The organism is Meiothermus granaticius NBRC 107808, assembly GCF_003574355.1.
In the GTDB taxonomy this organism is placed as follows: Bacteria; Deinococcota; Deinococci; order Deinococcales; family Thermaceae; genus Meiothermus; species Meiothermus granaticius.
Map to the genome: position 1 here is coordinate 100,407 of NZ_QWLB01000001.1, position 19,234 is coordinate 119,640.

Consider the following 19,234-nt stretch of genomic DNA (forward strand, 5'->3'; position numbering starts at 1 on the left):
CAGCGCAGCGGAGCCACTTGAGGGGGGGGCCAGGCGGTCGGGTACACTCTGAAGGTATGCAGCGCGCCTTCATTAGCGAGATCGCCAAGTACGACGGTCAAGAAGCCCTGTTGCGGGGCTGGGTCACCCAACGCCGCAGCAAGGGCAAGATTCATTTCCTCACCCTGCGCGACGGAACCGGGTTTTTGCAGGCCACAGCCTTCAAGGGCGAGCTTCCTGAGGAGCAGTTTGAGCAGGCCGACCATTTGCCCCAGGAGTCTGCCGTTGAGGTGAGGGGAGTGGTGCGGGCTGATTCCCGGGCCCCCGGAGGCTACGAGCTGGCCATCCGCAGCCTCAAGGTGATCAGCCTGCCCAGTCAGGAGTACCGCATCACCCCCAAAGAGCACGGCATTGACTTCCTGATGGAAAACCGCCACCTCTGGATGCGCCACCGCCGCCCCTGGGCGGTGCTGCGGGTGCGGGATGAGCTCGAGCGGGCCATCCATGACTTCTTCCACCAGCGCGGTTTTATTCGAATGGATGCTCCTATCCTCACTCCCAACGCGGTTGAGGGGACCTCGGATTTGTTCGAGGTGGATCTCTTCGACGGTGAGAAAGCCTACCTCTCGCAGTCCGGGCAGCTCTACGCGGAGGCCGGCGCCCTGGCGTTTGGCAAGGTGTACACCTTTGGCCCCACCTTCCGGGCGGAACGCTCCAAGACCCGGCGCCACCTCCTCGAGTTCTGGATGATTGAGCCGGAGGTGGCTTTCATGACCCACGAGGAAAACATCCAGCTTCAAGAGGACCTGGTGGCCTACCTGGTGGGACGGGTTTTGGAGGAGCGCCGGGAGGAGCTGCGGGTTTTGGAGCGCGACCCCGCTCGGCTCGAGCCCACCGCCCAGGGCCGCTTCCCCCGGTTGCACTACACCCAGGCCATCGAGCGGGTCAATCAGATCGCGCGAGAGCGACCCGAGCTGGGCCTAGAACCCCTGCCCTGGGGAGAGGACTTCGGTGCGCCGCATGAGGCCGCGCTTTCCAGCCAATACGACCGCCCACTGGTGCTCGAGCGGTATCCGGCAGCGGTCAAAGCTTTTTACATGGAGCCCGACCCCGAGGATGCGCGCCTGGTGCTTAACGATGACCTGCTGGCCCCTGAGGGCTATGGTGAGATCATCGGCGGTTCCCAGCGCATCCACGATCCCGAGTTGCTCTTGAGGAAAATCCGCGAGCACGGTTTACTGGAAGAGGTTTTTGATTGGTACCGCGACCTGCGGGCGTTTGGTACGGTGCCTCACGCGGGCTTCGGTATTGGCTTGGAGCGCACTGTGGCCTGGATTTGCGGGCTACAGCACGTACGCGAAGCCATTCCCTTCCCAAGGATGTATACCCGCATGAGGCCCTAGGAAGCAATCCCCGCCATCAGCAACCCTAACTTCTCCTCGGTGGCCTCGTCGGCTGCCAGCTCCCCCATGATGCGGCCTTCAAACATGACCAGAATGCGATCGGAGAGCGAACGCACCTCGTTGAGGTCTGCCGAGACCAGCAGCACCCCCATGCCTTGATCCCGGGCATTCACGATGTTGTCGTGGATGAACTCGATGGCCCCGATGTCCACCCCGCGCGTGGGCTGAGCAGCCACCAGCACTTTGGGCTTGCGGGAGAGCTCACGCCCGACGATGATTTTCTGGGCATTGCCGCCGGAATAGCGCCGGGCGGCCAAGTCCGTGCTGCGGGGTCGTACATCGAACTCCTGCACGATCTCCTCGGCTTCCTGCTCGACCAAGCGGCTGTTGATAAAGCCCAGAAAGCCCGTGTTGGGGGGGCGGTAGTGATCCCCCAGGATGGAATTTTCGCGGGTGGTGAAGTCGAGCACCAGGCCCCGGGCATTGCGGTCCTCGGGGATGTGGGAGAGGCCCCACTCGCGTACCGCCCGGGCATTTTGGGGCAGAACCTGGCCCCCGTACTTGATGGTGCCGCTGTAGTGTCGCAGCCCGGTGATGGCTTCGACCAGCTCGGTTTGTCCGTTGCCCTCAATCCCCGCGATGCCAACGATCTCGCCGGCACGAACCTGGAACGAGATATCGCTCAGGCGCTGTTTATGATCCTTGCCCTGGAGGCTCAGATGCTCGACCTCGAGCACCACCTTTCCGGGCTGGGCAGGTTTTTTGTCCACCTTGAGGATCACCTCGCGCCCCACCATCATCCGAGCTAACTGAGGGAGCGAGGTCTCCTGGGTCGGGACCGTGCCCACCACCCTGCCATCCCGGATGACCGTCACCCGATCGGAGACCTTGATCACCTCGGCCAGCTTGTGGCTGATGAAGATCACCGCGTTGCCCTGGGCCACGAAGCGCTTCAGGAAAGCGAACAGCTCATCTGCCTCCTGCGGGGTGAGCACCGCCGTGGGCTCGTCCAGAATGAGGATATTGGCCTTGCGATAGAGGGCTTTGAGGATTTCCACGCGCTGTTGCAGGCCTACCGGAAGCTCCTCGACCGGGGTGTCGAGGGGAAGGTTGAACTCGAGGTCTTTCATGAGCGCGGTGACCTCGGCCCGGGCTTGGGCCAGGTCAATTTGCCGTCCGCCTCCTGGCTCGGCCCCCAAGATGACGTTCTCGAGCACCGTAAAAGGGTCAATCAGCATGAAGTGCTGGTGGACCATACCGATGCCTTGGGCGATGGCATCGCCGGGCGCATTGATCTGGACCTCATGGCCATCCACGAAGATCTGACCTATATCCGGTTTGACCAGGCCATAGACGATTTTCATCAGGGTGGATTTTCCCGCCCCGTTCTCACCTACCAGGGCCAGCACCTCGCCCCAGCGCACATCGAGCGAGATGTGATCGTTGGCCAGAACCAGAGGATAGCGTTTGGTGATGTCCCGAAGCTCGAGAGCCACAGAGCCGATTTGCTGAGAAGCCATGGGGAGATTATAGCCGAGCCAAGCTCGAGGGAGGCCACTTCACGCAACCCTGATCCAGACGATACTTATCCTGACCCTGCATTCCAAACTCAAGGCTTACAATACAGGTTTTCTTGTTCTGGTGGGCGCGATTGGACTCGAACCAACGACCCCTACCGTGTCAATGCTACTAGAACCTTTCCAAGCCGTTATACACCCTCCCTTAGAAGGGTTTTTTATCCTCGTTCAGGACGATAAAAAGCGACACTGGCTTACCGTAACTTCCCACTCTATACCAGGGTGTTTTACTCACTGCATTGCACACAGATTGCACACAAACTTGGGGGCTACCTTGACCCCCTCTGACGCTTCCTCAAGGCTGCCACGCGACAGGCCACCGAGCAATACTTACCGGTCTTGCGCTCGCGCATGAACGCCTTACCACAATGGGCGCAAACTCCCCTGTGGCCTTTGTACCGCGATAGCTCGAGCAACGCCCGGTGGTAGCTGCCCATGTAGCCCACTAGGTTTGGAAGCTCTTGGGGTTGCGTACCCATGCGGGGTGCAAGATGGGTAGGCCCAGGAACAATAAACCCCCGCAATCCTTCAAGCCGTAAGTATTCGCGTACCAGTCTTTCGCTTATGTTTTCGCGGGGAGCTTGAAAGCGCCGATAACCTGTTGAGTCTCTTCCCCCGTGAAGGCGCAATAACTCAACAACTGCATAGAGGGGCCAAAAAGAATCAGCCACAACACTGTTAGAAGGGGCCGCCAAGAGCTTTAGGTATGTCCCCCAGTCGCCCGCCGCCGGTGGTAAAAACCCACGTAGGGACTCGAGGAATCCCCAGACTGGCTCTCCCACCCCCGAAGACAGAACTTCCCACCAAAAGCGCACCGTCACTGTTGCCCTGGCCCACCCCGAGAGGGAATCTTGAATTGTCGTGAACGCTCCTAGGTTTTCACTCTGTGCAACCATATACCCATCTTCGGGGTGTGGCTCTAGCAATCCGAGCCTTGGAGCAAGCTCAAGCACTTTCCCCTTGAAGTAGGCTAGGCCATCCTTTGTTTTGATGGACTTCTGAAGAGCCCGCCAAAGCCGATAAAAGCCTTCCAATACAGGAATAGGGGGAGGGATGTTGTCCCACTCAATGAGCGCACCTATGATCCTGCTAGGTGTCGCCGTAATGGTTAAGCGGGGATATTCCCACTTCTCGGGTGGAGGTGAAAGCACAACAGGACGCTTCACCGTTGCGTACTTTTGGGTGACCCCCCGCAAGACGAACAACACAAAAGAGTGTGGGTCTGGCTTGTAATCAGGCCCTACGCTAGCCTTCAAGAACTCTAACTGGTATGTTTTAGGCAGCCTCACAAAATTTGCCGCACTCCAAGTGCGACCAAGGTCTAAAGGCAGAAGCCCTTGTGCTGAGTCTGCCCACTTTACAGGGGGCCTCAAGGCAAGAGGTGTAACGCCAAGTGTTACGCTAACTGGCTCTGGCACAGTCCCCATCTTACGCCATAGGGTGGGACTGTATGGAAAGAAAAGAACTGCTAACAGCGGAAGGAATCAGGAAAGAGTACGGGCTAGGGCGCGACACTGCTTACCGCCTCATGAGACGGCTTCCACACGTCAAGGTGGGGCAAGTAATGATGATGCGCCGTTCTGACCTCGAGGAGTATCTAGCCAAAGCCGCCCGTGAGCGCCGGGATATTCGCGACGACGAGCTCGAGCCCAACAAGAACCCCGCCGGGGTGGGCGGGGAGCGCTAGGGGGTGGTTGGCGTGAACAACACCTCCATTCTACAGGAGAGGGAACTTTTCCTCTCCCACTTCCCCCCCGAGTACCGCAGCACCGCCGCTAACTGCCTGCTCGCGGCTGTGCGCCGGGGTTGTACCACACCCCAAGAGGTTGTGGATCATGCCCTTAGCGCCGCATATCGCCGCATTTACGGTTCTGAGGCTTTCACCCTCCTCCTCCTCCTGGCTGAAGAAGACCCCGAGGCCCTCCTAGCCGGGGCTCGCTGGGCCTTGTGGTGGGAGTCGCTGCCCTTCGACGAGCGGCAACGGATCAAGCGGGAGCGGTCTGAAGAGGCCCTCTCGCGCTGGATGGAAGGTCAGCCCCCCACCGAGAAGCAACGGGCCTATTTGCGCGTCCTGGGCCATACCGGGGAGGTCGTAAACCGCCTCGAGGCTTCCCGCCTGATCGAGCAACTCAAGGGGAGGAGCCATGTCTAAGCCCATCCTGGCCCACATCCCCTCGGGCTTGCGCCCTCTCCCCCAGTGGGTGGTGTGGAGGTACGAGGAGCGCGAGGGCAAACGCACCAAGCTCCCCTATCGCCCTCACCCTCAGCACCGGGCTAAAGCCAAAGCCAACGACCCCGCCACCTGGGGGACGCTCGAGGCCGCCCTCACCGCCCTGGAAACCCACAGGATGGAGGGGCTGGGGTTCGTGTTCGCCCAGGATGGCGGCATTGTGGGCGTAGACCTGGACTGGAAGGGCCACACCGGGGAGGGGGTTCCTCCCCAGGCCCAAACCGTCATAGACCGGCTCAACAGTTACACCGAGTGGAGCCCTAGCCGCAAAGGGGCTCACATCCTCTTGCGGGGCCACCTCCCCCCCGGTGTGGGCAACCGGAAGGAGCTGGCCCCTGGGGTCGAGCTCGAGGTCTACGACCAGGGCCGCTATTTCACCGTGACCGGTGAGCGGTGGGAAGGGTATCCACAAGACCTGGAGGACAGGCAAACCGAGCTCGAGGCCCTGCTCCTGGAGCTCTTCCCGCCCAAGGTCAAGCCCTCTGTTGCCCCCAGGCCCACCCCGCCGGTAGACCTGGATGATGGCGCCCTACTCGAGCGCATGTTCCGGGCAAAGAACGGAACCCAACTCCACCGCTTGTGGGAGGGGGACACATCGGGTTACCCCTCGCAAAGTGAAGCAGACCTGGCCTTAGCCGGCTCCCTGATGTGGTGGTGTGGCAACGACCGGAACCGGGCTGATGCCCTGTTCAGGAAATCCGGGCTGTACCGGGAGAAGTGGGACGCCAAGCATTACGCCAACGGCAAGACCTACGGGGAAGCCACCCTCGAGCGGGCTTATGCCCCCAACCCCTACGACCCCCAGAAGGGGAAGGATTCAACAGGTGGGGAGGATTCAGAGCCCCTCTGTCCCCTCGATGGCCGCACTGGTGGAGGGGTGGTGCTGGGGAAACCGCGCTACCGCATCCACAGAGCGGTGATTGAACACGGCAAGGTGGAGCGCGGGGAAAAGCCCGAGGTGAGCTATTACCCCCTGGCCAACTTTGCCGCCGTCATTACGCGGGAGATTCGCCGTTCGGATGGGCTCACATCCGAACTGTGGTTCGAGCTCCAGGGCTACGCGGGAGCCCAGCCCTTGCCCCCCGCGAGGGTGAAGGCCGCAGAGTTTGTGGCCCTGAACTGGGTCACCAGGGAGTGGGGCTCTCAGGCAGTGGTGACGCCGGGGCAAGGGGCCAAAGACCATCTACGCGCCGCGATTCAATACCTCTCTACCCCTCACCGGGCTACCGTTTACGCCCACACCGGTTGGGTGCGGCTGGGGGAGCGCTGGGTCTATCTGCACGCGACGGGTGGCATTGCCTCAGGTGGAGCGGTGGAGGGCCTCGAGGTTGACCTACCCCCTGCCCTCTCCAGCTTCACCCTGCCTTCCACCAGTGGGGACGCTCGAGCCCTGCTCAGCCTGTTGGATGCTGCCCCTCGAGGGGTCACCTGGCCCCTTCTGCTGTACGCCCTGGGAGCGGCTATCAACTACCCTGATGGCAGTCTGTACCTGGCTGGCCCCACCGGGGCCGGTAAGACCACACTGGCCCTGCTCTTTCAATCCCTGTGGGGCCATGCCGGGGCTCCTCCCGTTTCCTGGGAGGGAACCGCCAACGCCTTAGAAACGCTGGCTTGCATTGCAAAAGATGCCCTCTTGTTGATAGACGACTATGCTCCAGGTGGTCATGAAAGAAGACGGAAAGAGCTGGAGGGCAAAGCGGGGAGGGTTTTGCGTAGCCAAGGCAACAACACCGGACGTCCAAGGTTGGATGGGGAAAGCAACTTGCGCCCGGATCGTCCCCCGAGGGGAAGTCTGCTCATCACCGGGGAGGACTTGCACCCAGAACACAGTGTGATGGCTAGGGCGCTGGTGCTGGAGTTGCGCCGGGGTGAGCTCAACTACACAGTAGTTACAGAACTCCAACGCGCCGCCCGTGAAGGGGTGCTGGCCTCTGCCTTCACCGGTTGGCTCCTGTGGCTGGCTGAAAGGTTGGATGAGGTGCGTGACCGGTTGATTCAGCATCGGAACGAGCTCCGGGCCTTGTACCCCTCTACCCACGGAAGGACGACCGACGCGGTATCTCGACTTCACGCGGTGTGGAAGGTGGTACGGGAGTACCTGGCCCACAGCTTGCGGGAGGATGAGCTCGAGACCCTCGAGGCTGAGGTCAGTACCGCCCTGGCCCAGGTAGCCCAGGCCCAGGCCGATTATCTCCGTGACGCTGACCCCGCTGAGCGCTTCCTTCCTCTGCTCCTGGGGCTGTTGGAGAGCAAGCGGGCACACCTGGGCAATGTGGACGCGCCCACCGAGCCGCCCTCCCACCCTGAGCGTTGGGGCTGGGCGTGGCAAGAGAACCTGAGCGGTCACCTGGAAGCCCCCCAGGGCCGGTGGATGAGCCAAGGGCCACAGGTGGGGTGGCTGGACGGTGAGGATGTGTTGCTCAACCCCGAGGCCGCCTATGCCGCTCTCAACCGGCTAGCATCTGAGGCCGGAGTCCCCCTCCCTACCCCCCGTACCCTGTGGAAGCGGCTGGGGGATAAGGGCATCATCCGGGTGCAGAAAGAGGGGAACTCCACCAGAACCCAGGTAGTCACGCGGGTACTGGGGCACCCCCGCCGGGTGATACACCTATATGGGTATCTCATCTCACAAACCGGTAACATCGGTAACAGCGATAAAAACCCCGTCCAGGACGACGAACAAAGTGTTACCGGAAGCGATTCTGTTACCGGTAGGTTTCCGGTAACACCCCAACCCCCCACCCCACAGGTGGATTTGTTACCGGAACCGTTACCGGAAGCTAGCGGTAACAAAATAGAAACCGGTAACAGTCTAAACCCCGTCCAGGACGGCACAAAAACCGTTGTTACCGATGTTACCGGTTCAGGAGATACAACGCCCTATAGGTATGCAAACGAGGGGGACACCCTCGAGCTCTGAGGAGGTGGGTTGATGAACCGTTGGCGTACCCTCATCCGCCATACCCCCCAACTTGTGGAGAAGCTGCAACGGGTGAACCCTCCCAAACTTCGCCTTGTGGTAGATGGCCGGGTGGTCTATTGGGCCTTGCAGGTTCCCAAAGAAGACGACCTGGCCGCCCACGCAAGGTGGCCGGGGATGAGCAGCCCCAGCCTCGAGGGGTGGTTGGTGGAGATGCTGACCCGGTTCGAGCACGGCTGGCCCCAGGCAGAGGAGGTGGAGCTCCTGGCCTTCTGGCCCCCAGACCGGCTCGAGCCCTTCGCTCGAGTGTTCCCCAAAAAGGCAGAGACCGGACGATGAACCGTTACCCCCATCTCCCCACCGCCCTGCACACCCTCGAGGGGCTGAGGGCTCACAGGCTGTGGGGGGAATCGGCGCATTTCGGCGCATTTTGGCGTTTTGCCCCCTGGCCCCCGCTCGACGAGGCTCATACCCTCGAGGTGACCCTGTACCGGGGAGCGGTCTGGCGATAATTTCTCAATTTTTCGCCCATAAAAAACCCCCCAGGCTGGCCCTGGGGTGTCCTTTCGTGGGGGTAGGGGTTGAGCCTACCCCCGGTCTGCTCAGGCTCCTACCTGACGATAGCTCCACTCGAGCTCAGCCACACGCTGGAGCCGGTTGAGTTGGGTTTGGGCTTCCTCGATGGAGGAAAGCAGGGCCTCGAGGGCGGCATTGTCCAGGCTCTCGGGCAGGGCCTTGAGCTCTGCCCTGAGCATAGAGGCCACCGTCTCAATCGCCTGGGCCTGGGGGGGGAGGTTGTGGAGGGTGTACACTGGGGTTACTCCTTTCTGTGAGTGGTTGGGAACCTTGGCGCTTGGAGGTGCTTGGTTCTCAACTGGCTCTATTGTAAGCCTTATTGTTTGACATGTCAATCTTTAGGTCATACAATGCGGTAATGTAAGGGGGTGAGGGAAATCGAAAAGCAACTACTCAGCGAGATCAGACGGGTCATGGCAGAGAAGGGCATTAGGCAAGCTGACTACGCAAGGGCTGTGGGCGTAAGCCGCCAAAGCGTAAGCAGCTACTTCCAGGGTAGGCGGGGACTGCTGACCGATACCGGGAAGGACTTGCTCGAGTACCTGGGGGTCGAGATTCGCCTTGTCCCTCGAAAGGAGCCTACCGGTGGCAAGTAGAGAGAGGCCCTTAGAGAAGCGTCCCCACGGTTCAGGCACAAAGCCGGTGAAACGGGGCAACCGGTGGTACATGCAAGTGACCCTAGGCCGTCGCCCGGATGGGAAGCTAGACCGCCGGTGGGCGAGTGGGGCCACCCCGGAAGAGGCCCAACAGAAAGCCCGTGAACTCCTTGTGGCTGCTGCTCAAGGGATGCTTCCAACCCATGAGCGCTTGACGGTAGGCGATTGGTTACAGACCTGGCTACAGGCCAAAGCAACCAAGGCTGCTCCTACCTACACACTCAAGCTCGAGGCCCATGTCAAGCACATTAGGCAGGGCCTGGGGGGTGTGGAGCTTCGCAAGCTCAGGCCCGCGCATGTACACACCCTGGCTCAAATGCTCGAGGCTAAGAGTCTTGCCCCCAGTTACCGCCGGGAGGTGCTGAGCACCCTCGAGGCCGCGCTTGAACGCGCTGTGGCTATGGAGCTAATCCCTCGCAACGTAGCCCGCCCGGTCAAGCTGGAATCGGCTCCCCAGGTACGCAAGGTCAAAGCCTGGGATGCCCAGGTGGTGAGCCGCTTCCTGGAGGTATCCAAGCCCTACCGGCTTTACCCCCTCTTTTACCTGGGCTTTGCCACCGGATTGCGTCGGGAAGAGCTCTTAGGTTTGCGCTGGCAGGATGTGGACTTGCCTAACCGTACCCTACGAGTCGAGCAAACCCTAACCCCGGTTAGAGGAAGGGTGCATCTTGGCCCCCCAAAGAGCCGGGCTAGCCGCCGGGTGGTGAGCTTTAGCCTGGATGTGGTGGGGGTACTCGAGGACTGGAAGGCTCGCCAAAGGGAAGAGGCCCGTATTCTGGGCGATGGCTGGCAGGATACCGGTTTGGTGTTTACCTCGAGCACAGGACAGCCTCTACACCCCCGCAATGTAAACCGAGACATGGCCGCCATTATCAATCGCCATGAGCTACCCCCTCTGTCTCCCCACGGCATGAGGCACACACACGCGACTTTGCTAGCCCAGAAAACCAAGCAGATTGAGCTTGTGTCCCGTAGGCTGGGTCATGCTCGCCCTAGCATCACCCTTGACCTTTACCGCCATGTGGCCGCCTGGGAGCTGGAAGAGGTAGCCCTCCCCCTGAGCGAGTTACTGAGCCCTTCCCCCCGCGCCCTGAACTGACGTATTGCACACAGATTGCACACAAAACCCCCTTTATGCAAGCCTTGCATAAAGGGGGTTTCTCGTCCTACGCGTGGTGGGCGCGATTGGACTCGAACCAACGACCCCTACCGTGTCAAGGTAGTGCTCTAGCCAACTGAGCTACGCGCCCATAGGGACTCTTTGCACTGAAGGCAAAGGTACTGGGAAGTCTGGTTTTGGAGGCGCTGACCGGATTCGAACCGGTGAATGGAGGTTTTGCAGACCTCTGCCTTACCACTTGGCTACAGCGCCCCGCACACCCTCTGGACGGGGTGACAGCAAAAGCTAGGCTAGCACACGCCCTCTACTGTGTCAAACAGCACCGAGCGGAACGGGTTTTCTTGTAGCATTGGCCTATGCGTGAGGTCTACATCAAAACCCCCGGCGGCTACCGCTGGCCGTTTTCCAAGGGGTTGCTGGTGGAATCCATGATGATGGCGGGCCTCAAGATGGAGCCTGCGGTATCGGTTGCCCACACCATCGAGGAACAGCTCAAGAGCCGCAAGCGTCCGGAAATCTCCGCGGCGGCCCTGAAAAAGCTGCTGGTTTCCGAGGTCGAGCGGAGCTTTGGCCCCGAGGTGGCCGTGCGGCTAAAGGGGCAGACCCAGGCTTTCGAGGACATCGTGGTTAAGGAAGGATTGCGTCGCCGCCCCTTTTCCAAAGGGGTTCTGGCCCGCAGCCTCGAGGACGCCGGGTTTTCTATGCGCGAGGCCCAGGCTCTGGCCCGGGCGGTAGAAAACCGCTTGCGCCGCGATGGGGTGAAAAGCATCGAATCACCGGAGCTCGAGTGCCGAATTGCTCAAGAGGTCGAGGAGCTTTTTGGCCCGGCAGCCCGGGCCCGCTACGCGGGACGGCAGGCCCTGGTTGGGGAGATTTTCGTCGAGGAGGCCGAAGGGGAGCCCCGGGTGCCCTTTTCCAAGGGGGTCTTGGCCCAGTCGGTGATGGCGGTGGGGCTCTCTCCGGACGCGGCTTATCGCATGGCCCGGGATGTGGAGCGGCGCCTGCGGGAGTCGGGGGCGGCGGTGGTGACCCGCGATTACCTGCGTAAGTTGGTGGCCGAGGAGCTGGCGGAAGAGGCCGGTGAGGAGGTGGCCCGTCGTTATCACCTGCTCCGGGCCATTCGCCGTACGGTCAAGCCGATTCACCTGCTGATCGGGGGGATGGCTGGGGTGGGGAAGAGTGTGCTGGCTTCGGCCCTGGCCTACCGTCTGGGCATCACCCGGATGATCTCGACCGATGCGGTGCGGGAAATCCTGCGGGCCACCATTCCCCAGGGTCTCCTGCCCACCCTCTACACCAGCAGCTTTGATTCCTGGCAGGCCCTGGCTACCCCGCAGACCACCGAGCCCAGCCCTGAACTGGTGATGCAGGGGTTTCGCGACCAGGTCTCGAGGGTGGCTGTGGGGTTGCGGGCGGTGCAGGAGCGGGCTGCCCAAGAACGCACCTCGCTGGTGGTGGAGGGGGTGCATGTGGTTCCGGGGTATATGTCGCACCAACACCAGAGTGAGGTGATCCAAATCCCGATGATGCTGGTGCTGGAGGATGAAGAAATCCACCGCAACCGCTTTTTCCTACGCGACCGCGAGACCGGCGGCAGCCGGGCCCAGGGCAGCTACCTGCGCAGCTTCGAGCAGATTCGCTTGATCCAAAGCCACCTGGCGGAACTGGCTAAGGGCGCGGGGATTCCCATCATTCCAGCCGCCAACCTGGACAGTGCGATCGAGAAGGGCCTCGAGGTGATTGTGGAGCGCTTGCAGGAAGTCTACCTCGAGGTGGTGCAGGGCTAGAGCGTTCTTCACATCCAGAAGAGCGCGATAGGGTTCGCGGCTACCCCTCTTCGCTCTCGGCCAAAAGCGGCAGGAACACCGTGAAGCGGGTCTCACCGGGGCGGCTCGCCACCCGGATCTGCCCTCCGTGGGCTTCGGCGATCTGTTTGGCGATGGCCAGGCCCAGTCCGGTGCCCCCCTCCGGTCCCCGGGCGAAGCGGGTGAAGAGCCGGGGCATCACCTCGGGTGCGATACCGGGGCCGGAGTCCACCACCGCGAAGGCGGCCCAGGGCTGTTTGAGGCTGCGCATTTCTGGGGTTGAGGTGACCCGGGCTTCATCCTGGGTTTCATAGGGGTCGCGGGGGTAATCGGTGGGCTCTTTTTCCTGCCAGACCCGCACCCGTACCTTTTCGGCGGACCCAGCAGCCCGCACTGCGTTGGAGACGAGGTTTCGGGCCAGCTGCAAAAGCCGGTCGGGATCGCCCAAGACCTCGGGGAAGGCCTCTGGCATCTTGAGGCTCACCCCGGGGTACTCGCCTACCGCCTGGCGCAGGATATCGCCCAGGTTGACGATATGCGCATTGACGGTACGCTCGGCCTCGCCCCGGGCCAAGGCCAGCAAATCCTGCACCATGCGGACGGTATGGGCTGCGATCTTACGGCTGCGCTCGAGCATCTCTGAATCGTTGGGGTTGCGGGCCAGACGCTCGAGGTAGCCGTTGAGGGAGGTGAGGGGGGTGCGCAGCTCGTGCGAGACCTCGGCCAGGAAAGCCCGCTCGCGGTCTCGAGCCTCGCTGAGTTCCCGCAGCAGCTCATTGACCCGCTCTACCATGACCCCGATATCGTCCTTGGGGCCGGTGTAGACGATAGGGGAGAGGTTGAAAGGGCCTCTGCGGTCCACTTCCTGAGCCGCCCGGTGCAGTGGGACCAGGGCTACCCGGGCTGCAAACACGATGAACAAGGCCCCCACAGGCAGCAGAAAGGCCATCCCTACCAGCAGGCTGTTGCGTATCCCGCCGCTGATGACCTCGATGTAGCGGGTGTCCTGACTGACCGCGATGATGGCCCCTGGAATGCGCTGGTACACCGCAATGAAATCGTTGGCGTAGAAGGGTTTGGGGGTTTCGCTGGCATCGCGGATGTAGTTGCGGGGGATGCGCTGGCCAAAGTCGGTATCGCTGGGGTAGATGAGCTGTCCCCCTTGGCTGTAGAGCGTGACGTTGACCAGCCGGGTGCGGGTGTTCACCTCCCCGGCTTTCCCGGAGGCATACAGCTGGGCCAGCTCCGTCACATACCCAGTCAGGCTGCGCTCAACCTGGCCGTAAAGGCCGAAGCTGATGGAGTAGAAGGTCACGGCTAGGGTCAGCAGCAGGATCAGCACCCACAGCAGCACGTAGGCCAGGATCAAGCGGGTGCGAAAGGACATGGGGCTATCCAAGGCTTGGGGCGTTGGAACCTATCCCCTGGGCCTTTGATCACTCTGCTTCCCGTTGCCGCAGGGCATACCCCACCCCGCGCACCGTGCGCAGGTAGCCATAGGCCCCGGCTTCCCGCAGCTTGGAGCGCAGGTTAGCGATGTGTACGTCCACTACGTTGGAGTCTCGCTCGAGCTGTCGTCCCCAGAGGTGTTCTTCGATCTCGGTCCGGCTGAAAACCTTCCCAGCCCGGCTGACCAGCAGCGACAGCAGCTCAAACTCCTTGGGTGAAAGCCGCAGCTCCTGGCCTTCATAGAGCACCTGGCGTTTGGCCAGGTGAACCTCGAGGCTCCCCACCACAACCTGCTCGCCCCCCTCGCGGTGGCGCAACTGCACCTGGATGCGGGCCAGAAGTTCCGCCGGGTGGAAGGGTTTGACGATGTAGTCATCGGCCCCATCGGACAGCAAGCTGACCTTGCGCTCTACTGCGTCGGCAGCGGTCAGGACGATGATGGGCACCTCGTAGCCAGAGCGGATTCGCCGGGCCACCTCACCGCCGTCGAGATCAGGCAGGCCCAAATCCAGGATTACCAAGTCAGGGACGGTTTCGCGCAGCCGGACCAGCCCGGACATTCCCCCAGACGCCCAGTCCACCAGGTACCCCGCCTCACCCAGCTCGAGCTGCAGCAGGTGCGCGATTTCCGGATCGTCCTCGATCAGCAAGATGCGTTTCATCGAACCTCCGGTAAGACCCGCCCATTGGGCAGGTTCAGGCGATAGGTGCGGGTCAGAAGCTCATTCAAGCTCACGCGCTCTCCTTCGATTTGCAGCGACACGTCGCCGCGCAGGGTCGTCGTTCCATTGTACGGTGGGCGATAGCCGTCCCCCACTTTGAACAGTACCCGCACCTCCCGCCCTACCGGGGCCGGCACTTTGCTCTGCAAAATCATGTCCCGGTCGTTGACCTGCCAAACCACATAAACCGTGAGCAAATCCGCCGAAACAATCCGAATCTCGCTGCCCGAGGGAATCCAGGGGAGGTTGGGAAGGGGCGTCAAGGCTAAAGCCAGTGCGAGAAACAAGCCACGCATCGTTCATCACTATGCCCTAGACCGCGGATAGGGGTATGGGATCCGGATAAAGGGCACTTAACCAGCATACCCCCTGTTGGGGTTGAGCGTTGGGCCAATTTGGGGTGGGGGGCCTCAGGTAGGCTGCGGGGGAATTTTGCAGTAGCGTATAGGGCAGTGGACGATTCCGACCCGCAGACCCCACCCCCCCGCCTGATTGGCGAGGTGCCCTATGTGTTTTTGCTCTCGGCCCCCCGGGTGGTGGCCGAGGGGGTGCGCCAAAGCCTGCAGGCCCGCAACATCCCGGTGTATCTCGAGACCCCCTTCACCGTGCCCGAGGCCTACTTAGGTACTTACACCGGGACGGTAAGCCTATGGGTACCCCAGGTTCTATACTCAGAGGCGGTTTGGATCGTGGAGCGAGACCGGGCATAAGGCTCCAGACCTCAGGAGGAAACTCAGAATGGGCGTTATTGGCATTGACCTGGGAGGCACCAAGATCGCGGCGGGGGTCTTTTCAGGGGGAGAACTGCGCTCTCGCATTACCGTTCCCACCCCGGAAGCAGGGGGACAGGCGGTGATCGAGGCCATGGCTAAAGCCGCGCAAACCGCGATGCAGGAGGCGGGGGAATCGGCCAAGGCCATCGGGCTGGGTACCCCCGGGCCGCTGGACTACACCCAGGGGGTCATCAAATTCGCCCCGAACATTGCGGGATTCACCAATTTCCCCATCCGGGATTTGCTCGAGAAGGCAACCGGGTTGAAGGTGTACCTCGAGAACGACGCCAATGCGGCGGCCCTGGCCGAGCATGTGTTGGGGGCCGCCAAGGAGGCCAGCAGCTCACTCTTTGTCACGGTCTCGACCGGGGTGGGCGGAGGGTTTGTGTTGGACAACCGGGTGCTGCACGGGGCTCATGGACAAGGGGCGGAGGTCGGACACATCACCGTGTTGCCGGGGGGGCCCCTGTGTGGTTGCGGCTTGGATGGCTGCTTGGAGGCTTTGGCTACCGGGCCCGCCATGGAGCGGATGGCCCTCGCGGTCTACAAGACCGAGGTCACCACCCGCGAACTGTTCGCCCGCTTCGAGGCCAAAGACCCCCGTGCAGCCCGGATTGTTTTGCAGGCTGCACACTATGCCGGAATTGGCTTGGCCTCGCTGGTCAAGGCCTTCGATCCAGAGGTCATCGTGTTGGGGGGAGGGGTGGCCCTCAACGCCGGGCCGGCTTACCTCGAGGAGGTGCAGCGTTCCTACCAGCGCTACATGGAGGGCTGGATTGCCCCACCCATCTATATGGCCAAACTCGGCTCAGAGGCGGGGCTTTTGGGCGCGGCCCTCACCGCCGGCCTCGAGGTGGGAGAGGTCTAATCGGGTTACAGTCATCCCGGGCCGTTTTGATAGAATCTCGGTTTGTGATCACGATGTACTCGACTTCTTGGTGTGGCGACTGCCGCGCCGCCAAGCACGCCCTCGAGGCGCTGGGCATCCCCTACCACGAGATAGACATAGACCGCCACCCCGAGGCCGAGCAGCGGGTGCTCGAGGTCAATGGGGGACGGCGCAGTGTCCCCACCCTGGTCTATGGTTCCCACGCCACCTCGATGAGCCGCTTTTCCGTGGCCAAGCTCAAAGGGTGGTTGAACGAGGTGGGCCTAGTGCAGCCGCAGTCTGGCTAGGCTGCTCCACGCAATAAGGGCGAGCCTAGGCTCGCCCTTGTCCTTGAATCGCGTTGAGGCTTATGCACCGGGTTGAGGGCGGTTCTCGTTGGTCTGCCCTACCGGCGGAATCACCGGATCCGGCAGCAACAGGTAGCGCAGCACCTCGCCCACGTTCTCCACCAGTTTGATCTCCAGGCCCTCGAGCACATCCTTGGGCAGATCCTCGAGCTGGGGCTCGTTGTCCTTGGGCAGCACGATCTTGCGGATGCCCGCCTGGTGTGCCGCCAGGAGCTTCTCCTTGACCCCACCGATGGGCAACACCTTGCCCCGCAGGGTGACCTCACCGGTCATGGCGATGTCCATCCGGGCGGGCCGGCGGGTGAGGGCTGAGGCAATCGCGGTGGCCATGGTGATTCCGGCGCTGGGGCCATCTTTGGGGGTTCCGCCTTCAGGGACGTGCACGTGCACGTCGTACTTGGTGTGGAAGTCTTCGGGCAAGCCCCACTCCTGGGCATGGGCCCGGAGGTAGGTCAGGGCGGCCTGAGCCGATTCCTTCATGACCTCCCCGAGCTGCCCGGTGAGCGAGAGGCCCCCTTTGCCCGGCACCGCTGCGACCTCAATGGTCAGCAAGGTCCCCCCGACCGGGGTCCAGGCCAGGCCCTGAGCCGCGCCGACCTGGGGTTCGCTCTCGGCCCGGTCAGGACGGAATTTAGGAATGCCCAGGTAGCTGGGAACCTCAGGGGCATCTACCGTGCGCAGCCCCTCCCAGGCCCCCTCGAGCCAGAACTTGGCCCCCTTGCGGGCCACCTTGCCCAGCTCGCGCTCCAGGTTGCGCACCCCGGCCTCGCGGGTGTACTCGTTGGTGATCCGGGCAATGGCTGCATCGGTCACCTCAATCTTGCCCTCCATCCCGGCCTCCTTGACCTGCTTGGGCCAGAGGTAACCTCGGGCGATGTGGCTCTTCTCGAGGTTGGTGTAGCCGGGGATCTCGATAATCTCCATCCGGTCTAAAAGCGGGCGGGGAATGGTCTGGAGGGAATTGGCGGTGGTGATGAAGAAGACCTTGGAGAGGTCGTAGGGGACGTCCAGGTAGTGGTCGGTGAAGGTGTTGTTCTGCTCGGGATCCAGCACCTCGAGCATGGCGCTGGCCGGGTCGCCGCGCCAGTCGGCGCTCATTTTGTCAATCTCGTCCAGCAGGATGACCGGGTTGACCACCCCGACCTGCTTCATGGCGTGAATCAGCTTGCCCGGCATGGCCCCGATGTAGGTGCGGCGGTGGCCGCGGATCTCGGCCTCGTCGCGCACCCCACCCAGGCTGATGCGGTGGAACTTGCGGTTCATGCTCCGGGCGATGCTGCGCCCCAGGCTGGTCTTCCCGACCCCCGGCGGCCCCACCAGCACCAGGATGGGGGCCTTGTTGCGCACCTCCAGGTTCTGGGTCATCTGGCGCACCGCCAGGTACTCCAGAATGCGCTCTTTTACGTCGCGCAGCCCGTAGTGATCTTCATCGAGAATCTTGCGGGTATGGGCGATGTCCAGGATCTCGGGGTCAGCCTGAGTCCAGGGCACCTCCACCAGCCAGTCCAGGTAAGTCCGGGCCACCGTGGCCTCGGGGCTGCCCTGCTGCATGCGCTCGAGCCGATCCAGCTCTTTGAGGGCTTTGGTCTGGACCGCCTCCGGCATCCCGGCCTTTTCGATGCGCTCGCGCAACTGCTCTAAGTCGTTCCCGCCCTCCTCACCGCCCAGCTCCTTCTGGATGGCCTTCATCTGCTCGCGCAGGTAGTATTCGCGCTGGTTGGTGTCCATCTGGTCTTTGACCCGCTGAGCCACTTTTTTGTCCATCTCAAAGCGCTCCAGGTCACGGCTGAGCAGCTCCAGCACCTTCTTGAGCCGCGTTTCTACCTCGGTGGTCTCGAGGATCTCCTGCTTCTCGGCCACCGTCCAGGTGGCGTGATAGGCGATGGTGTCGGAGATCACCGCGGGGTCGGAGGCGGTCTTGACGGCCTCGAGCTGGTAGCGGTCCAGGCGCAGGGATTTGTGGCTGGCTACGTATTTCTCGAAGCTCTCCTTGGTCTCCTCGACCAGCACCCGCACCACCGCCTCATCGCTGGGCAGGTTTTCGCTTACCACCTCGCCCCGAGCCCGCAGGAAGGGACCGGAGATGTAGTCGTCTATGAGGGCTCGAGCCCGGGCCTCGACCATCACCTGCAGGGTGCCATCGGGCAGCCGCATGGCTTGCTTTACCACGGCCTGGACTCCCCAGGCGTAGAGATCATTGGGGGTGGGATCGTCCACTTCCGGGTCGCGCTGGGCCACCAGGAAGATGAGCCGGTCTGCACCCATGGCCTCCTCAACCGCGCGCTTGCTCTTAGCGCGGCCCACGTCCACCGGGGTGGTGGTGTGGGGGAGGATCACCGTGTTTCGCAACGGGATGACCGGCAACTCTAAACGCATATTCAGGTTTCCTCCAAATCCGCCTGTGCGTCGTCGTTCCATCGGCGGAGAAGGGAACGATCTACCGCGATTCTACAAGGTGGAGAGATGAAGAAAGGGTCAAAAACCACACTTAGAGTACTTGAGTCAACCAGACTCAATACGCCTTAATGTTCCCCTTGGGGAAAGCCCAGGAATGGGGTGGGGCCGCCGCGGCTTACCTCGAGCCCAACCGCTCCGCGCGGGTGACGTTACCCAGGAGCAGCTCGATCCGCAGCCACTCTCCAGCCAGGGGAGGGGGGGCCAGAAAGGAGTCCTGGAAACGTAGGTGCCGCAGGCCTTGGGGGGTTTGCAGCACCAGGTCATAAAAAATTGCCCCATGGAGGCTAACCGCCCTGGCCTGGAGCACCTGGCCCTCGAGGGTCTCATACAT

General features: G+C 62.1%; 19 protein-coding genes and 2 tRNA genes. 12 read left to right on the forward strand and 9 right to left on the reverse strand.

All coding sequences use genetic code 11. The annotated features are described in order from the left end of the window. Nucleotides 1-56: 56 nt before the first annotated feature. Nucleotides 57-1,382, forward strand: coding sequence for an asparagine--tRNA ligase (gene asnS, locus Mgrana_RS00600; protein ID WP_119355660.1), 1,326 nt, complete (start codon nt 57-59; stop codon nt 1,380-1,382). Here the strand turns inward: asnS and Mgrana_RS00605 are convergent. After that, nucleotides 1,379-2,902, reverse strand: coding sequence for an ABC transporter ATP-binding protein (locus Mgrana_RS00605; protein ID WP_119355661.1), 1,524 nt, complete (start codon nt 2,900-2,902; stop codon nt 1,379-1,381). The two genes, asnS and Mgrana_RS00605, sit on opposite strands and share 4 nt — an antisense overlap. Nucleotides 2,903-4,409: 1,507 nt before the next feature. On the opposite strand from Mgrana_RS00605, the gene Mgrana_RS00610 reads away from it, so the two are divergent. The 5 genes from Mgrana_RS00610 to Mgrana_RS16765 are packed head-to-tail and all read left to right on the forward strand — an operon-like array spanning nt 4,410 to nt 8,621. Then, entirely contained in the window at nt 4,410-4,646 is a 237-nt protein-coding gene (locus tag Mgrana_RS00610) for a helix-turn-helix domain-containing protein (RefSeq protein ID WP_119355662.1), read from the forward strand. 12 nt (nt 4,647-4,658) lie between these two features. Next, a complete protein-coding gene (locus Mgrana_RS00615) occupies nt 4,659-5,111 on the forward strand; it encodes a hypothetical protein (protein WP_119355663.1) in 453 nt (150 codons plus the stop codon). Next, complete coding sequence (locus Mgrana_RS00620) at nt 5,104-8,109, forward strand: phage NrS-1 polymerase family protein (protein ID WP_119355664.1); 3,006 nt, start codon at nt 5,104-5,106, stop codon at nt 8,107-8,109. Before Mgrana_RS00615 ends, Mgrana_RS00620 begins: the two co-directional genes overlap by 8 nt. A 12-nt stretch (nt 8,110-8,121) precedes the next feature. Next, nucleotides 8,122-8,448: a hypothetical protein gene (locus Mgrana_RS00625; RefSeq protein WP_119355665.1), complete on the forward strand. Its 327-nt coding sequence runs from the start codon at nt 8,122-8,124 to the stop codon at nt 8,446-8,448. After that, entirely contained in the window at nt 8,445-8,621 is a 177-nt protein-coding gene (locus Mgrana_RS16765) for a hypothetical protein (RefSeq protein ID WP_170146367.1), read from the forward strand. Before Mgrana_RS00625 ends, Mgrana_RS16765 begins: the two co-directional genes overlap by 4 nt. Nucleotides 8,622-8,711: 90 nt before the next feature. Here the strand turns inward: Mgrana_RS16765 and Mgrana_RS00630 are convergent, their stop codons facing one another. Beyond that, nucleotides 8,712-8,921, reverse strand: a complete 210-nt coding sequence (locus Mgrana_RS00630; RefSeq protein ID WP_119355666.1) for a hypothetical protein — start codon at nt 8,919-8,921, stop codon at nt 8,712-8,714. A gap of 132 nt (nt 8,922-9,053) precedes the next feature. On the opposite strand from Mgrana_RS00630, the gene Mgrana_RS00635 reads away from it, so the two are divergent. After that, nucleotides 9,054-9,281 (forward strand): helix-turn-helix domain-containing protein, encoded by a 228-nt coding sequence (locus Mgrana_RS00635; RefSeq protein WP_276309129.1) that lies wholly within the window; start codon nt 9,054-9,056, stop codon nt 9,279-9,281. A gap of 70 nt (nt 9,282-9,351) precedes the next feature. Continuing rightward, entirely contained in the window at nt 9,352-10,440 is a 1,089-nt protein-coding gene (locus Mgrana_RS00640) for a tyrosine-type recombinase/integrase (protein WP_119355667.1), read from the forward strand. Between the two features lie 74 nt (nt 10,441-10,514). On the opposite strand, the gene Mgrana_RS00645 is transcribed toward Mgrana_RS00640, so the two are convergent. Both Mgrana_RS00645 and Mgrana_RS00650 read right to left on the reverse strand, forming a co-directional pair. Beyond that, nucleotides 10,515-10,591, reverse strand: a tRNA-Val gene (locus Mgrana_RS00645). Between the two features lie 47 nt (nt 10,592-10,638). Next, a tRNA-Cys gene (locus Mgrana_RS00650) sits at nt 10,639-10,713 on the reverse strand. Between the two features lie 104 nt (nt 10,714-10,817). Here Mgrana_RS00650 and Mgrana_RS00655 point away from each other — a divergent pair. Continuing rightward, entirely contained in the window at nt 10,818-12,248 is a 1,431-nt protein-coding gene (locus Mgrana_RS00655; RefSeq protein ID WP_119355668.1) for an ATP cone domain-containing protein, read from the forward strand. Nucleotides 12,249-12,288: 40 nt separating this feature from the next. Here Mgrana_RS00655 and Mgrana_RS00660 read toward each other — a convergent pair whose 3' ends face one another. The 3 genes from Mgrana_RS00660 to Mgrana_RS00670 are packed head-to-tail and all read right to left on the reverse strand — an operon-like array spanning nt 12,289 to nt 14,733. Further along, nucleotides 12,289-13,653, reverse strand: a complete 1,365-nt coding sequence (locus Mgrana_RS00660) for a sensor histidine kinase (protein WP_119355669.1) — start codon at nt 13,651-13,653, stop codon at nt 12,289-12,291. A gap of 49 nt (nt 13,654-13,702) precedes the next feature. Continuing rightward, nucleotides 13,703-14,377 (reverse strand): response regulator transcription factor, encoded by a 675-nt coding sequence (locus tag Mgrana_RS00665; protein ID WP_119355670.1) that lies wholly within the window; start codon nt 14,375-14,377, stop codon nt 13,703-13,705. Further along, the gene (locus Mgrana_RS00670; protein WP_119355671.1) at nt 14,374-14,733 is read right to left on the reverse strand and encodes a hypothetical protein; all 360 of its coding nucleotides are present in this window, start codon (nt 14,731-14,733) and stop codon (nt 14,374-14,376) included. The genes Mgrana_RS00665 and Mgrana_RS00670 overlap by 4 nt, the downstream gene beginning before the upstream one ends. Before the next feature lie 156 nt (nt 14,734-14,889). On the opposite strand from Mgrana_RS00670, the gene Mgrana_RS00675 reads away from it, so the two are divergent. Genes Mgrana_RS00675 through Mgrana_RS00685 form a run of 3 tightly spaced genes read left to right on the forward strand, consistent with a single transcriptional unit; the run spans nt 14,890 to nt 16,386 of the window. Then, nucleotides 14,890-15,147, forward strand: a complete 258-nt coding sequence (locus Mgrana_RS00675; RefSeq protein WP_119355672.1) for a hypothetical protein — start codon at nt 14,890-14,892, stop codon at nt 15,145-15,147. Nucleotides 15,148-15,175: 28 nt separating this feature from the next. Continuing rightward, nucleotides 15,176-16,078 carry an ROK family protein gene (locus Mgrana_RS00680; RefSeq protein WP_119355673.1) on the forward strand — a complete coding sequence of 301 codons (903 nt, stop codon included), beginning with the start codon at nt 15,176-15,178 and terminating at the stop codon, nt 16,076-16,078. A 53-nt stretch (nt 16,079-16,131) separates the two neighbouring features. Continuing rightward, the gene (locus Mgrana_RS00685; RefSeq protein WP_240631185.1) at nt 16,132-16,386 is read left to right on the forward strand and encodes a glutaredoxin family protein; all 255 of its coding nucleotides are present in this window, start codon (nt 16,132-16,134) and stop codon (nt 16,384-16,386) included. Nucleotides 16,387-16,446: 60 nt separating this feature from the next. Here the strand turns inward: Mgrana_RS00685 and lon are convergent, their stop codons facing one another. Both lon and Mgrana_RS00695 read right to left on the reverse strand, forming a co-directional pair. Next, nucleotides 16,447-18,822, reverse strand: a complete 2,376-nt coding sequence (lon, locus tag Mgrana_RS00690) for an endopeptidase La (protein ID WP_119355675.1) — start codon at nt 18,820-18,822, stop codon at nt 16,447-16,449. Nucleotides 18,823-19,018: 196 nt separating this feature from the next. Then, nucleotides 19,019-19,234 (reverse strand): hypothetical protein, encoded by a 216-nt coding sequence (locus tag Mgrana_RS00695; RefSeq protein WP_119355676.1) that lies wholly within the window; start codon nt 19,232-19,234, stop codon nt 19,019-19,021.

What these genes read in the sequence shown, in the direction of transcription:
- Mgrana_RS00625 (WP_119355665.1), top strand. Translation starts at nt 8,122, where the DNA reads ATGAACCGTTGGCGTACCCTCATCCGCCATACCCCCCAACTTGTGGAG.
- Mgrana_RS00660 (WP_119355669.1), bottom strand. Translation starts at nt 13,653, where the DNA reads ATGTCCTTTCGCACCCGCTTGATCCTGGCCTACGTGCTGCTGTGGGTG.
- Mgrana_RS16765 (WP_170146367.1), top strand. Translation starts at nt 8,445, where the DNA reads ATGAACCGTTACCCCCATCTCCCCACCGCCCTGCACACCCTCGAGGGG.
- Mgrana_RS00685 (WP_240631185.1), top strand. Translation starts at nt 16,132, where the DNA reads ATGTACTCGACTTCTTGGTGTGGCGACTGCCGCGCCGCCAAGCACGCC.
- Mgrana_RS00655 (WP_119355668.1), top strand. Translation starts at nt 10,818, where the DNA reads ATGCGTGAGGTCTACATCAAAACCCCCGGCGGCTACCGCTGGCCGTTT.
- Mgrana_RS00640 (WP_119355667.1), top strand. Translation starts at nt 9,352, where the DNA reads ATGCAAGTGACCCTAGGCCGTCGCCCGGATGGGAAGCTAGACCGCCGG.
- asnS (WP_119355660.1), top strand. Translation starts at nt 57, where the DNA reads ATGCAGCGCGCCTTCATTAGCGAGATCGCCAAGTACGACGGTCAAGAA.
- Mgrana_RS00670 (WP_119355671.1), bottom strand. Translation starts at nt 14,733, where the DNA reads ATGCGTGGCTTGTTTCTCGCACTGGCTTTAGCCTTGACGCCCCTTCCC.
- Mgrana_RS00605 (WP_119355661.1), bottom strand. Translation starts at nt 2,902, where the DNA reads ATGGCTTCTCAGCAAATCGGCTCTGTGGCTCTCGAGCTTCGGGACATC.
- Mgrana_RS00610 (WP_119355662.1), top strand. Translation starts at nt 4,410, where the DNA reads ATGGAAAGAAAAGAACTGCTAACAGCGGAAGGAATCAGGAAAGAGTAC.
- Mgrana_RS00620 (WP_119355664.1), top strand. Translation starts at nt 5,104, where the DNA reads ATGTCTAAGCCCATCCTGGCCCACATCCCCTCGGGCTTGCGCCCTCTC.
- Mgrana_RS00665 (WP_119355670.1), bottom strand. Translation starts at nt 14,377, where the DNA reads ATGAAACGCATCTTGCTGATCGAGGACGATCCGGAAATCGCGCACCTG.
- Mgrana_RS00695 (WP_119355676.1), bottom strand. Translation starts at nt 19,234, where the DNA reads ATGTATGAGACCCTCGAGGGCCAGGTGCTCCAGGCCAGGGCGGTTAGC.
- lon (WP_119355675.1), bottom strand. Translation starts at nt 18,822, where the DNA reads ATGCGTTTAGAGTTGCCGGTCATCCCGTTGCGAAACACGGTGATCCTC.
- Mgrana_RS00680 (WP_119355673.1), top strand. Translation starts at nt 15,176, where the DNA reads ATGGGCGTTATTGGCATTGACCTGGGAGGCACCAAGATCGCGGCGGGG.